This is a genomic window from Photobacterium sp. (assembly GCF_057456235.1).
Genome location: NZ_JBVCPH010000001.1, coordinates 388,677 through 402,783, shown reverse-complemented (window position 1 = coordinate 402,783; position 14,107 = coordinate 388,677). Strand labels below are relative to the sequence as shown.

Here is a 14,107-nt window from a genome sequence, read left to right as displayed (position 1 = left end):
TCCGCGATCACATTTTGTGCAAAATGATTTGAAAATAATCTTCACCGCAATGATAATTCATAACGAAGATTTTTTTCAAACAAAAAAAATATTTTTTCCAAACGGTGTGATCAGGTTTATAACTACAAAAGGGAATAATATGAAAGCCATCAATAAAATCACTTTAGCCATGCTGTCGCTTGGATTTGCGATATCTGCGCAAGCTGCTACGACATTAAAAATGGGTATGCAGGCATCTGTCGGTTCTGTTGAATATAAGTCAGCCAAATTGCTGGCCGATACCATTGACGAGATGAGTGAAGGTGAAATTAAGCTATCACTTTACCCAAGCGCACAGTTGGGTGACGACCGTGCAATGTTGCAACAACTTACATACGGTGACTTGGATATTACCTATGCCGAGTTCGGACGTATGGGGTTGTGGATACCCAGAGCTGAAGCCGTTACCCTGCCTTATGTTGCGACCAGCTATGAACACCTGCGCCGCATGTTTGAATCCGATTTTGGCCAAGGTGTTCGTGATGAAATGCTAGCGAAGTTTAACTGGCGGGCATTGGACACTTGGTACAACGGCACGCGTCAGACGACATCTAACCGCGCTCTTGAATCCATTTCTGACTTTAAAGGTCTAAAACTTCGAGTGCCAAACGCGAAACCAAATCTTAACTACGCAAAACTTTCTGGCGCATCACCAACCCCAATGGCATTTGCTGAAGTCTATCTGGCTCTGCAAACGAATGCGGTTGATGGGCAGGAAAACCCGCTGCCAACCATCAAAACGATGAAGTTCTATGAAGTTCAAAAGAACTTAGCCCTGACAAACCATATCGTGAATGATCAAATGGTAATCATCTCTGACCCGACTTGGCAGAAGTTATCTGACGCAGAAAAAGACATTGTGACTAAAGCCGTTGCTGAAGTGGGTGCCGTACACACTGCTTCCGTTAAAAAGCAAGAAGCAGAATTGGTTTCTTTCTTTGAGTCGCAGGGTGTCAACGTAACTCGACCTGAACTCACTCCGTTCCGCGAAGCTATGCAGCCGCTATACGCTGAATTTGAGAAGAAGATTGGCGAACCATTAGTTAAGAAACTGGCAAACATGTAACTCTACGCATGGCTGGCTATTGATAGCCAGCCTGATAGCCAGCCTTGGAGCTAGAAATGCTACGTAAAATTTTAAATAACATTGAAGAGATCATCACCGTGCCATTGATGGCAATGTTGCTGGTGGTATTAACTTGGCAGATAGGTACGCGTTGGTTACTCAATGACCCTTCTCTTTGGAGTGAAGAGCTTGCGCGGGTTCTATTTATGTACATGTCGTTAATTGGGTGTGCGCTTGCGATTAAAACGGGCTCCCATGTCAATATCACTTTCTTTTCGGATAAGTTATCGGAAAAATCTCGGCTCTTTTTGACGTTGAGCTTAGAGTTGGCAGTATTAGTGTCAATTTTTGCCATTATTTATCTTGGTTATCAGCATGTTCAAAGAACAGCGTTTTTTGAGTTGATCACTCTCGGAATTTCGAGCAAGTGGATGAACTACAGCTTACCGCTTGGTGGCTTATTCATGGTTGTCCGCCAAAGCCAAAAAATGTTAGGGATCATTTCAGCATATCGAAAGAGTGATACCTCTTCTTTATTACACCATTCTCACGAACTGGATAGGCAGGAATAATATGGCGGGTTCAATTTTTGGCTGGTTAGCACTCTTATTTGCTGGGATGCCTGTTGGTTTTTCTCTTATTTTTGTCGCTTTAGCTTTTCTCGTGTTTACCCAGAGTACGGGAATTAACTTTACCGCTCAGCAAATGCTAGGCGGGATCAATAACTTCACGCTGCTATCGGTGCCGTTTTTTGTTTTAACCGGACACTTAATGAACAGCGCAGGGATCACCGAGCGTATTTTCAACTTTGCAAAATCGATGGTCGGGCACATTACCGGCAGCTTGGGGCATGTCAATATCATGGCGAGCCTGTTGTTCTCTGGTATGTCTGGCTCGGCATTGGCAGATGCCGGTGGTTTAGGGCAGCTTGAAATCAAATCAATGCGAGACGCTAAATATGACGATGATTTTGCCGGTGGTTTAACGGCGGCATCATGCATCATCGGGCCTCTGGTTCCACCATCAGTTCCTTTGGTTATTTATGGTGTGGTATCGAATACATCAATCGGCGCTCTGTTCTTGGCCGGTGCAATTCCGGGTTTAATGTGCGCGGTTGCCTTAATGGTGATGAGTTATTTTATCTGTAAAAAACGTGGCTATATAACGCTACCGAAAGCATCGCGTAGAGAGCAGCTTAAATCACTGAAAGAAGCTTTTTTATCACTATTAACGCCAGTCATCATTATTGGTGGGATATTTTCAGGTAAGTTTACGCCAACAGAAGCGGCGGTGGTGTCATCGTTATATGCGCTGTTCCTTGGCACCATTGTATATAAACAGCTAACTGTTGCAGGTTTTGTCGATATTCTTAAAGAGACGGTCAATACTACAGCGGTAGTGGCCTTGATGGTCATGGGCGTAACCGTGTTTGGCTGGATAGTCGCTCGTGAGCAGTTACCGCAAATGATGGCGGATTACTTCCTGACGATCAGTGATAACCCATTAGTACTGCTACTTCTGATCAACTTATTACTGTTGTTCTTAGGCACTTTCATTGAGTCACTCGCACTGTTGTTACTGTTGGTTCCTTTCCTCGTACCAATTGCGGCGGCGGTAGGCATTGATCCGGTTCACTTTGGTGTGATGGCTATTTTAAACCTAATGATAGGTATTTTGACTCCCCCAATGGGCATGGCGTTATACGTCGTCTCACGTGTAGGCAATATCCCATTCCATACGCTGACAAAAGGGGTGCTTCCTCTGCTTGTCCCGCTGTTTGTCGTATTGATCCTGATTGCGGTATTCCCGCAGTTCACATTGTTCCTTCCGCAGTTGATGTTAGGTTACGGACAATAATTAAAAATCGGCCGGGCGGAGTATTCCGCGCGGCCTATAAAATTACAGTAAGGAAAGGCCATGAATAAATTAACAGGCTTAATTGCAGCTCCCCATACACCCTTTGACAGCAACAATAACGTCAACCTCTCTGTTATTGATGAGATTGCGCAGTTGCTCATTGAGCAAGGGGTCAAAGGGGCTTATGTATGCGGAACAACAGGTGAAGGGATCCATTGCTCGGTTGAAGAGCGCAAGACGATAGCCGAACGCTGGGTAAAAGCCGCCGATGGAAAGCTGGATATCATTTTGCACACAGGTGCATTGAGTATCGTCGATACGCTTAATTTAACCAGCCATGCTGAAACATTAGATATTTTTGCGACTTCCGTGATTGGGCCTTGCTTCTTTAAGCCAGGTACGGTCGATGATTTAGTGGAGTATTGCGCTCAAGTCGCCGCCGCGGCCCCTTCGAAAGGTTTTTATTATTATCACTCCGGCATGTCCGGTGTGAACGTCGACCTGGAAAAGTTTTTAATAGAAGGCGATAAGCGTATTCCGAACTTATCGGGCGCTAAGTTTAATAATACCGATTTATATGAATACCAGCGCTGTACTCGCGTAGCGGGCGGCAAGTTTGACATACCATTCGGCGTTGATGAATTTTTACCTGCAGGCCTGGCGGTAGGGGCTGTGGGCGCTGTGGGTAGCACCTATAACTATGCAGCACCGCTTTATCTTGAAATTATTGAAGCGTTCAATAATGGCGATCAGGCGAAAGTGTCGGCTCTGATGGATAAGGTGATTGCCTTAATCCGTGTGCTGGTTGAGTATGGCGGCGTTGCAGCAGGTAAAGCGGCAATGCAACTGCACGGTATTGATGCCGGAGATCCTCGCTCTCCACTTCGCTCACTGAGCGCGGCTCAAAAAGCAGATGTAGTCGCTAAAATGCGTGATGCAGATTTTTTGTAAATTAGGCTGGGGGAGGCGTCAGCCTCCCTTACTCACTAAGATGAGTATCAAATGTAGCATCAAACCTTGCATTACATGCCGGTAGCGTGTAACTGTACGTCTGACATTGGTACTTTTAACGCGGCATAAAATAATACAATGAGGCATTTGTGAGTTCGCCTAAAAATCTGTTAGTTAGATTACGCTCGAATATAGAGCCGTTGAGTAAAAAACTAAGAATAGTCGCTAACTATATCTTAGAAAATGCTCATGATGTTCAGTTTCAAACCATTACTGATCTGGCCAGAAGTACTCAAACCAGTGAAGCAACGGTCATACGTCTTTGCCGTGATATGGGGTACAAGGGGTATTCCGACTTTAGAATGGCACTCGCGGTCGATCTGAGCCAAAATGCGAACCGAAGCAACACCGTTGCAGAAGGCGATATTTGTGATGTATCCGCGCAGGGTGCCGTTGCCAGCTTGCAAGATACCGCGAAGCTTATCGATAGGAAGTCGTTAGAACGCATTTGTAAGCTTGTTCATGAAGCCAAGTTTATAAGCTGTGTCGGTGTTGGGGCATCAAGCATTGTTGGGCGCTATCTGGCGTTTAGGTTATTACGGATAGGAAAAAAGGTCACTATGTACGAAGACACTCACCTAGCGGCAATGAATGCCGTGCGGTGCAGCGAAGGTGACTTGTGGTTTTCTATTTCTAGTTCAGGGTCGACAAAAGAAGTGATTCACGCCGCCTCTCAGGCATACAAACGTAAAGTCCCTGTCGTGACACTCACCAATATAAGTCATAGCCCACTTTCGGCTATTTCCAGTGAGATGTTGGTCGCCGCCCGACCAGAAGGCCCGCTGACAGGTGGCGCGTTTGCATCAAAAGTTGGGGCGCTGCTTTTAGTTGATGTACTTGTGAACACGCTATTAGATAAGTATCCAGACTATTCGGAAGCGGTACTGGAAACGGCAGAAGTGGTTATGCCACTAATGAAGTAAATTTAATTTAATAGGTTTTTAATAAAAGCTCATCAGATGACGGGCTTTTTTTTCACCAATAAATAAATATTATTTTTATTGCCGCCATCATCAAAGAAATTATTTTTCATTAATTGATAATTAGGATGAGTTTCATATAAGCGATAACTAATTTGGTCCAATAAAATAGGGAAATAAACATAATGAAAAAGCTTAATCTACCAACAGTTTTTGCACCTTTGCTTGCTGCTTCTGTTTTGATGGCAACACCTGTTGTTGCTAAGGATCTGTGGCCTGACTTACCTGTAGGGATGAAAAGTGGTGTCAGTGCTCAAATGGGAGACAAGCTCTTTGTCGGATTAGGTTCGACAGGTACTGATTTCTATATGCTAGATCTTAAAAACGTGAAGAAAGGCTGGCAGAAAAGAGCCGATTTTACCGGCCCGGCTCGAAGTGGTGCTACAGCCTCTGTGGTAGATGGCAACATCTATGTTTTTGGCGGGTCAGGAAAACAACAATTATCTGATGCATCGCCTATTTTGTTCGACTCGGTGTATCGTTATAACGTGTCTTCAGATGAGTGGTCGATGGTAGAGACAGCGTCTCCTGTTGGTCTGTTAGGTGCCGCCTCTTATTCCCCGGATAACCAGCAAGTTGTCTTTTTTGGTGGTTACAACAAAGCGTATTTTGATAAGTATCTTGCTGATATTAATGCGACGAGTAAAAAAAATCAGCCAAATGAATGGCAGAAAATTGTTGATGACTATATGGGGATGCAGCCGCTGGACTACAACTGGAACCGTCATGTGGTCAGCTATTCACCAAAGAGCAACGAGTGGGCTGAATTAGGTACTGCTCCCTATTTGCCAAATTGTGGTTCAGCGCTGTTAACCCAGGGTTCTAAAGCGACCATTATCAGTGGCGAAATCAAACCAGGGTTAAGAACAGCAGAAGTTAAGCAATATCAATTTGGTCAGCCTCAACCATGGGAAAGTTTACATTCACTGCCAGCATCTCGAGGCAGTCAAATACAAGAAGGGATCGCCGGTGCATTTTCGGGTCTTAGCAATGGTGTCGCGATTGTTGCCGGCGGAGCGAATTTTCACGGCGCTAAGGCGGCTTTCGAACAAGGCAATATGTTTGCCCACAATGGATTCGGCAAAGCCTTCAACCCGGAAATCTATGTATATAACGATGGGCTGTGGTCTCAATCGGTCAATCTACCTGAAGGTCTGGCTTATGGCGCGTCATTTACGACGGACCAAGGTGTGCTGATCGTCGGGGGGGAAGATAGCAAGCGACAAGCCCGTAACGACGTTTATTTGCTGTCGTGGAATGGTGAATCAGTCGTGATCGCGAACTAATTATACGGAGCAGCAAATGTCATTAGCTATTACTCAATTACCAGATTTCCCGTTGGGACTAAAGAACGGTGTAGGTGCTTTGCATGGTTGTCAGCTCTATGTCGGATTGGGCAGCGCTGGGAAGCGTTTTTTTCACCTTGATTTAGATGCCGTGAGTGAAGGCTGGAAGGCGTGCGAGGCGTTTCCCGGCACGGCAAGAAATGATGCGCTAATGATAGCCGATGAAACAGGACTGTGGGTATTTTCAGGAGCAGGACAGCCGCCAGAGAGCCGTTCTGCCCAAGTCCTAACGGATGTTTATCACTATTGTGTGGATAGTGGTCGCTGGGACAAAGTGGATACCGACATACCTGTTGGTCTACTAGGCGCTTCAGGTTGCGAAATCTCATCGGGGAAATTTGCTTTCTTTGGTGGGTATAACAAGGCAATTTTCGATTCATTCGTGGCAAAAATTACGAGTGTGGATCCAGATGAAGAGCCAGAAAAGCACCATGCTCTGCTCGTGGAGTTTATGTCCCGTAAACCTGAAGAGTATCACTGGAACCAAAACGTATTGCAGTTTGATACCGCGAGTTCGATGTGGCATGTATTAATGGAAAACCCGTTTTCTGCAAACTGTGGTGCCAGCCTTATTCAAGATGGTGCCAAGGTCATTTTGATTGATGGAGAAATAAAGCCTGGCCTGCGCAGCACGCAAGTAAAACAGTTTACTTTTCATCCATTCGGCGAGATTGAAGCTTCGACCTTACCCTCGATCACCAGCCAAGAATTAGAGCATGAGGGTGTAGCAGGAGCGTATTCTGGTGTACTTAATAATCAGTATTTTGTAGCAGGTGGTGCCTACTTTATTGGTAGTCAGCAGCGATTAAGAGAAAGGCAGTGGTATACCCATCAAGGGCTGACCAAACATTATAATAATCAAGTTTGGCGGTTCGATGGTTCACGTTGGATACAGGCAGGGGAACTTCCGGTCGGGAGTGCCTACGGTGTCAGCATAACAACAGACAAAGGCATAGTGATTGTAGGAGGTGAAGATAATAAAGGAAACGGACTGACTCATTGTTACTTGATGAATTGGAATAACTGAGAAATCAGTCATCCGTTTCGCCAGCCATGGATACTCCTAAAATGAAGTATCCATGGTGATTTGTTGGCCCATAACGCCATCGACAAGCGTTAATTTTGCTTTCCACATCATAAGTGTCAGAGCGGGGGGCTGAATTGATACGCTCTAGTTAATCGCTGGCGTCGGCACCTGAGAGGCTAGTAGCCAGATAGCGAGAATAAAAAAGATCAGACCCATAAACTTGTGCTGGTTGGTACGAAATTTTTCATTCTTCAGTAACGGCTTACCTAAGCTGCCTACCATTGTTACCAGAAACAGGTTAAACAACAGGCCGAGAACATTGAGCAGCAGACCCAGCACCAGCATCTGTTCGCCAGAGGTTGCCGTCGCCTGAGTTGACACGAACTGGGGCAAGAACAGAACGAAGAAAATCAATGCTTTCGGGTTAAGCAGGTTACTGATCACCGCACGGCGGTAGAGTGTGGTTGCCATACCTGATTGCTGCTCTAATTCAGGCGTCTCAGCCGGCGTTGTACGCATGCAATCCCAGCCCATTTTCAGCAGGTAAGCGCCACCCAGCAGTCGAAGCACTTGTAATGCGATTGGATTCATTGCAATAAGTGCTGATACGCCCATTGCAGCTAACAGCGTTAGCAGCAGGCCTGAAGTCGCGTTACCTAAGCTGGCAAATACGCCTACCTTACGACCATAGCTGAGGCTGGAGCTGGCGATAAGCAGCATGTCTGGCCCCGGGATCAGCAGCAGGGCAATTACAGCGGTCAAATACACCGGCAGTATAGAAAAATCGATCATGATTCTGATATTGAATTTAGAGTGAAGGGCTGGATTTTACAGCGATGGCGAGATAATTAAAGTTATTGTTGAATATAAATGACGTTAATCGCTGATTATTTGCTCATGGCTGGTTGTTCACACTGAAACTGTTAATGATTATCGCAACAAATGTTTCTTGGTTGGGGGGACGGTTTATTGGGGGGCGATATACCCAAGTTATCTCAAGGCGCCGGTTTGTCGCTGGGGCGCACCTGAGGTTACTTGGGTATAAATTGTATTATTCTGCATTTTTTTGTTTAGATTGGATAACGGGTTTATGGCAAATCTTTTAGTTTATGCTGATAATCGCTACTCAGATCGCCATCAAAAACGAGCACCAAAAAATAATTTCCTGATGGGTCTTTTTCTTTGAAATGTTCGAGAATATTTTTTGCTGTGTTTAAATCGTTATAAACACCATCGGTATAACCGGTTTTCTCTTGATAGATCATATAACCAAAATTCATAAAATTACCCTCATCAATAATCTAATTGAGTTCAAAGCATCGTTGTCTCCAGCAGTTAACAAATCAAACATCTTTACATGGCGTTTAGCTCTATTGGAATACATTGAGTATTGCAGCAAATTGGCTAAACGATAAAACGGATGATTAGTCTGCTACGTATGTTCTTCTCTTGTAAGGTTTCACCTTTTATGTCCGGCGCGATTTTTTCTGTACATGGCGTACCTGGTCGGCAACCAAGCACCTCATCAGCGAAACTGAGCAAAAATAGCTCATACCGATTTCATTCAACTATACTTGAAATCTTGATTTACATGATTTCGCCAAAGTAGAAAAAATGCACGTTAACCATCTACCTGAGCAAGAAAACAAAAAGCTTAAGGGTAAGTTTGAGGAATTACTTTTTTGAAATCGAGATCTGACTAGTCCAGACAAATATACGACGGTTATGGTAGTGCAGCGAGAAAAACGTATTGAGGGAAGCATGCAATATTTAATATGGCACATTACCCCAAGACTAATTTGCCTTATAAATCTTGCGAACTTTGCCTATGGCGCGGTTAAGCAGCCGAATATCATTAAGCAATAGGGGATAACCTAATGAATCAACGTTTACATATTGGCGGATTTCTGGCTTTCAGTGAAACTCTCAAAGGGCCTTACACATGGGATGGAAAAACCCCCAGGATCTCCATTGATGACTCTATCGACATTCAAACGCCGTTCGTTGATCTTGAAGAGGAACGGACAATCGTGATAGCAAACCCTATTCATCTCGTTGATCCGCAAGGTACAACTGCAAGCTGGGGGGTAAAGATACTGAGTAAAGAAGTGGTTGGGGATACCGATAAACCCAAAATACTGCGCATCTACTTCCAAGTCACAACCCATGGCGGCACGACTGTCTCTGTTGATGCTATTAACTTTTTCGGTATGCTATTTTCTGGGGCATCCGGAGAGTCAGTTACGTTCGAGTGACTACTCCACAATCGTCGAGTAGTCATTTTTATTTATCGGCCATATCTCGACACAATGTATTGCTCGAATTCACGGCACATTTCATTGTCAGAGGTGAGATTACTGGCAATCTGGTTGGCACCATCAACAATGTTGATACTGGCATTTAAAGAAGCAACATCAGCCCGCGTTCTGGATTGAAGCGCGGATATTTTTTCCTTCTCGATTTCCCATGCTTGCTCGGCAGACAGATTGCATTCATCCGCGAGATATTTAGCGTTAAATCCTTCGCCTGTTAGACTCACTATTGTGGCGTTATGATTAACGCTATTGCCTCGATGCCAATAATGCTTCGCAAGTAGCGGGCCGATTTCTGGGTTATCGGTTAAATAGCCGAATTTCTCGGTAAAGTACGCTCTGGTCTGATAAACCGCCATATTAGCCAGCAAGTATCCCTGATAAGAACATGCCGACTCATCGGAGAGAAGATGTGGAATAGCCATTAACGGACGCGGGCTGCATTCCAGGCCGAGGATCTTGTGCTCCATCGCCCGCGCTAACTGTGTCACCGTCTCAGCACTCAGTTCATCGTCACTCAGTTGATACAGCGCTCGTTCAAAGTACGGCACAACCAAAATACTTCTTTCGATATACGCTCTGAAGGGCTGTTTACTGTCAATCATCGATTTAATGACTGCATCCGGCACTACATTTCCTTTCGCATCAAAGGCGTACTGCTTTAACCAATCGGCATCGCCCAGCAGGCTATCGCAAAACATCGACTGCGTTTCAGCATAGGCCATCGAGGTCGGCGCGAATTCTTGCGAGAAGCACGGAGCATTCATTTTTACGTTAGAGAAATGGGCGGCATGTCCGCCTTCGTGGAACAAGGTATTGATCCCGTCATATCCACTGCCGACTTGATCCGGTTTGGCATTGCTGGTGAAGTTGACCTTAGCGGCAACCCAGCGGCCTTGATCGTAAAACGCGGGAACAGGGCCATGACAGAAGCCGTTCTGATATTTTCCCTTACGATCAAGAAGATCTAGCGTCAGTTCAGCGCCAGAGTAATCAATGTTTAAGCGCCCAAATGATTCTACCCAGCGGCGTAGCGATTGAGAAAACGGGACATAGGGATCTAAGTCGCGCATCGCATCACCCGAAAACGAAAATACAAAGTTATGCCCTTGAAGGGATTGAGGCCCCATGGCTTCAACTAAACGATTTACGCTATTTCGGTGGCTGTCTTTGGTTCTGGCTTCAAAGTCGTCCAGAATAGTAAACAGCTCTGCGGTCGTCATCTGCTCTGTTTTAACAATCGAGTAGTCAAAAAAGTTGTCATACCCTAATGATTTTGCAAACTTGTTCCGCAGTTTGACGAGTTCTAAAAAACCGTTTTGCAGTAGCCACTGTTCTAAATCGAGCAGGGCCTGATGAGATGTCTGACGAACATTTTCATTGGCACTGGTACGAATGTTGGCGGAAAGTACCGGTAAAGATCCTTCTGCCTCTTTACCGTCTTCAGCCACATACGTCATGGTATAGTTCTGTTTTTTCTCAAACAAACCTGCTTCGAACTTAATCAGTTCCGATTTCAGTGTTTGCGCTTGTTCAGACTCTAGCGCATGAGCTTGAAAAGTGGCGAGCCAGCCCTTTAATCCAATCAGAGTTTGATTTTTCTCGTCAGGATCAGCAAGCGATTGTGCCATTTCTATTTGCTTTTTAAGCTCTGTGATTTGAGAAGAAGCGCTTAAGAATTGAATCCACTCGGTTTCTGCTTTGGTTGAACCATCATGGTCATCACTGATACCCATGTATGTTTCCCAAAAGAAGTCCTCTTTTTTTCTATGAATAGATAAATAGCGCTGGTTCAGTGAATTAAGGTAGTCGGTTGCAGTCATTATCGTCCCTGTAAATATAAGATGTTGATTAATTTGAAATATTATATACCTGTCCGTGGTGATACAACAGAGATACCCTTTTAATATTGAATTCATACCACAATGACATTGTAGAAATCGGCCACGAATTCTCTATTTTTCAACGTAATCCCTCTCTGAAATCACTGATGTATAAAGTGACCATTTGATACGGACTCTAATCATAGGAGCGGTACCTCTTAACGAAAGAAGCTTTGCTCCTGCAGTGAAAATCGTGGTAAGGCGTATAATCGGTGAAATGCCCGTTGCTGTCAGGCACGTATCCTTTTTGTATGTAATCGTCGATGAGGTTTTTCAGTACCTGATAGTACTCAGTATCGTTATTACAGTGTTTCTTCATCTGTGCCAGGTATGACGTGTAGCTCGTGCTATCGAGCGATCGCAGTATAAAGGCAACTGTTTTGAGATCGGCATCAAATTCGAAAGATTCGGTCAGTCTGATAAGGGACTGGGCCAAGTTTTTGTGGCGAGAGTACAGCAGGCACTCTTTAGCCTGCAGTTCTCTTGCTGCCGTATTAATATTATCGGAAAAACTGACCACAAAGAGGTCTTTGGGGTGGTCGCCGACGGCAAATGGTGACTTAACGTGATGTAGAAATAGCTTATCCATCGGAAACATCCTTAGCAATAAACTTCGTGATCTTGTTGATCTGTTATAGCTTATTCTGGCTCAGACTCTTTGATGGGCGCTAAAGACAACATCAGTGGTTAGTTGCAGCAGGGCACATTTGCCCTGCCGATGACACGTTGATAGAGTGCCGTTTAAGCGCCCGCTGTTAGTTTGCTGTTACGGATGCAGAGCAGTTTCCCGTACCACTTTCACAAACCTGGTATAGATAACCGCTTTGTCCTGTGTTGTCTTTGTATGTGCCGTCATTCGCTGTGTCCCTGAAGGGGAGATTAGGGTAAAGGTCTTGACGGTAAATATCGACATTAGTTGTCGTCGCTCCTGCCCAGTTTAGTGATACGAACTGCTTGTTACTGCGCCCTTTTACGGTTGCCGTCAGCGTGATGGCGTCCGCCGGAGGTGGCTGGGACTCACCGCCATCAAAAGTACCCGTTAATGAGACGGAGGGAACGTCGCTATAGGCGTAAATCGCGATGTACCAATAGCCGTCTTCAACCACACCTGGTGAGCCGATAGTGCAGCGCTCGTCGCTATTGGACGAATATGAGCCACAATCGAACTCGCCCGTGGGGCCTGTGGGATCAACTTTCGGGGAGCTGGCGTGTTTGATATAGAGATCAGCATCGCCACTGATCTTATTTCTGCCTTTAGCTGTGTTGCGCAGCACGATATCCAGATTGGTGGCACCAGCTGCTACATCAATTTTCCAGCAATTCCACTCGCCAGCATTTGCGCTAAAGTCACCGGTCGGGACACCGTTGCTAAGGATTGGCTCGTCAACGGAGCAAACTGCGCCGGGTGGTGGTTTTGGTACACCAACCTGTTGAAAAGCATCTATTATGTCTGTCTTATTATACATGTCAGGATCATAGGGAATTGTGGGTGTATTCAACATGTCGGCGGCGGCTAACAGCCCTTCATAAGCCGTGTCGAAGGTTTCGCTTGCGGTCCAGATATTCTTGTTCGTATAGGCAAAAAGCTCAAAGGCCTTGCGTATCCCCCAGCCCTTGTTTCCCGGATATTGTGAAGATGCGGGCGCAGCCAGAATAAAGAACGCCCGATTGTAAACACCGCTGGAGTAATGGACGTCCATGCCGGTGACGTAATCGGATGCATGCCCGATTGATGCACCATCAAGAGTAGGATCTTGCATGTAGCGAAGCGCCCCCGTGCCCTTGATAATATCAGCGCCGACCTGAAAGTCTGCGGTGCCGTTCATATAGAATTCAGCGGCTTCACCTGCAATGTCAGAGAATGACTCATTGATACCGCCGGACTGACCTGAATAGATCAGGTTGGAATGTTGCTCGGTGAAGCCATGGCTGACCTCGTGAGCCGTTACATCTAAGCTGACCAGGGGATAGAATCTATTGTAACCGTCACCAAAAGTCATCGATGACCCATCCCAGAAGGCATTTTCGTAATTCGTACTGTAGTGGACGCGCATCGTTAACGGCATATTCTGTGCCGCTAGCGGTGATTCACTCAGCCAGTCGTTAAACATATTGAATACAACCCCACCGAAATAGTGAGCGTCATTCAGCGGGCTGTAGGCACCGTTAATTTCTTTGTGCGTGTTCTCGGGGCATGTATATGTGAAAGTGTTCGAACCGTTGGTACCGTGGTTCAGATCTACCGTCGTAACGTTGGTGTTGTTCATCGTACAGGTGCTGCCAACCACGTCTACGTCCAGCATTCCGAAATCTGTACCATAGTCGTAACGGTTAGTCTTGTCGTTACCGCCAGGTCCCGTTCCCACCTCAGCATGGGTGAGTCCCTCAAATTCAAACAGTACTTGTCCGCTGAATGCATCGACGAGAAAGGTCGGCCGGGTGGGGCTACCTCCGTCGGGGATGTCCGCGAAGAAGCTAACCGCATAGCTGAGTGTTGGGCGGTCACCATCGAGATACAGCACCAGCTCAGACGATTCGTTTCGAAATTCAAGTGCGGTAATGTCGTTTTGTCTGCTTTTAACCCGG

At 45.6% G+C, this 14,107-nt stretch carries 13 protein-coding genes; 8 read left to right on the top strand and 5 right to left on the bottom strand.

The genetic code is table 11. The features are described from left to right. The first annotated feature begins 139 nt into the window (after positions 1-139). The 7 genes from AC2204_RS01725 to AC2204_RS01695 all read left to right on the top strand — a co-directional run bounded on the left by AC2204_RS01725 (position 140) and on the right by AC2204_RS01695 (position 7,326). Positions 140-1,105, top strand: coding sequence for a sialic acid TRAP transporter substrate-binding protein SiaP (locus AC2204_RS01725; protein ID WP_318923625.1), 966 nt, complete (start codon positions 140-142; stop codon positions 1,103-1,105). A 56-nt stretch (positions 1,106-1,161) separates the two neighbouring features. Continuing rightward, positions 1,162-1,677, top strand: a complete 516-nt coding sequence (locus tag AC2204_RS01720) for a TRAP transporter small permease (protein WP_318923624.1) — start codon at positions 1,162-1,164, stop codon at positions 1,675-1,677. Between the two features lies 1 nt (position 1,678). Beyond that, the gene (locus AC2204_RS01715) at positions 1,679-2,962 is read left to right on the top strand and encodes a TRAP transporter large permease (RefSeq protein ID WP_318923623.1); all 1,284 of its coding nucleotides are present in this window, start codon (positions 1,679-1,681) and stop codon (positions 2,960-2,962) included. Positions 2,963-3,022: 60 nt separating this feature from the next. After that, entirely contained in the window at positions 3,023-3,913 is an 891-nt protein-coding gene (locus AC2204_RS01710; RefSeq protein WP_318923622.1) for a dihydrodipicolinate synthase family protein, read from the top strand. Positions 3,914-4,062: 149 nt separating this feature from the next. Then, a complete protein-coding gene (locus AC2204_RS01705) occupies positions 4,063-4,896 on the top strand; it encodes a MurR/RpiR family transcriptional regulator (RefSeq protein ID WP_318923621.1) in 834 nt (277 codons plus the stop codon). 182 nt (positions 4,897-5,078) lie between these two features. After that, positions 5,079-6,239, top strand: a complete 1,161-nt coding sequence (locus AC2204_RS01700; protein WP_318923620.1) for an N-acetylneuraminate epimerase — start codon at positions 5,079-5,081, stop codon at positions 6,237-6,239. Positions 6,240-6,255: 16 nt separating this feature from the next. After that, a complete protein-coding gene (locus tag AC2204_RS01695) occupies positions 6,256-7,326 on the top strand; it encodes a YjhT family mutarotase (protein WP_318923619.1) in 1,071 nt (356 codons plus the stop codon). 144 nt (positions 7,327-7,470) lie between these two features. Here AC2204_RS01695 and AC2204_RS01690 read toward each other — a convergent pair whose 3' ends face one another. Both AC2204_RS01690 and AC2204_RS01685 read right to left on the bottom strand, forming a co-directional pair. After that, positions 7,471-8,118 carry a LysE family translocator gene (locus tag AC2204_RS01690; RefSeq protein WP_318923618.1) on the bottom strand — a complete coding sequence of 216 codons (648 nt, stop codon included), beginning with the start codon at positions 8,116-8,118 and terminating at the stop codon, positions 7,471-7,473. 296 nt (positions 8,119-8,414) lie between these two features. Continuing rightward, positions 8,415-8,606 carry a hypothetical protein gene (locus AC2204_RS01685; protein WP_318923617.1) on the bottom strand — a complete coding sequence of 64 codons (192 nt, stop codon included), beginning with the start codon at positions 8,604-8,606 and terminating at the stop codon, positions 8,415-8,417. 597 nt (positions 8,607-9,203) lie between these two features. Between AC2204_RS01685 and AC2204_RS01680 the strand changes: the two genes are divergently transcribed. Then, a complete protein-coding gene (locus AC2204_RS01680; protein WP_318923616.1) occupies positions 9,204-9,581 on the top strand; it encodes a hypothetical protein in 378 nt (125 codons plus the stop codon). Positions 9,582-9,613: 32 nt separating this feature from the next. Here the strand turns inward: AC2204_RS01680 and AC2204_RS01675 are convergent, their stop codons facing one another. The 3 genes from AC2204_RS01675 to AC2204_RS01665 form a co-directional block, all read right to left on the bottom strand. After that, positions 9,614-11,461 carry a M3 family metallopeptidase gene (locus AC2204_RS01675; protein ID WP_318923615.1) on the bottom strand — a complete coding sequence of 616 codons (1,848 nt, stop codon included), beginning with the start codon at positions 11,459-11,461 and terminating at the stop codon, positions 9,614-9,616. A 196-nt stretch (positions 11,462-11,657) separates the two neighbouring features. After that, on the bottom strand, positions 11,658-12,110 hold the full coding sequence (locus tag AC2204_RS01670; RefSeq protein WP_318923614.1) for a hypothetical protein: 453 nt from the start codon (positions 12,108-12,110) through the stop codon (positions 11,658-11,660). A 166-nt stretch (positions 12,111-12,276) separates the two neighbouring features. After that, complete coding sequence (locus AC2204_RS01665) at positions 12,277-13,887, bottom strand: M4 family metallopeptidase (RefSeq protein WP_318923613.1); 1,611 nt, start codon at positions 13,885-13,887, stop codon at positions 12,277-12,279. Positions 13,888-14,107: the final 220 nt, after the last annotated feature.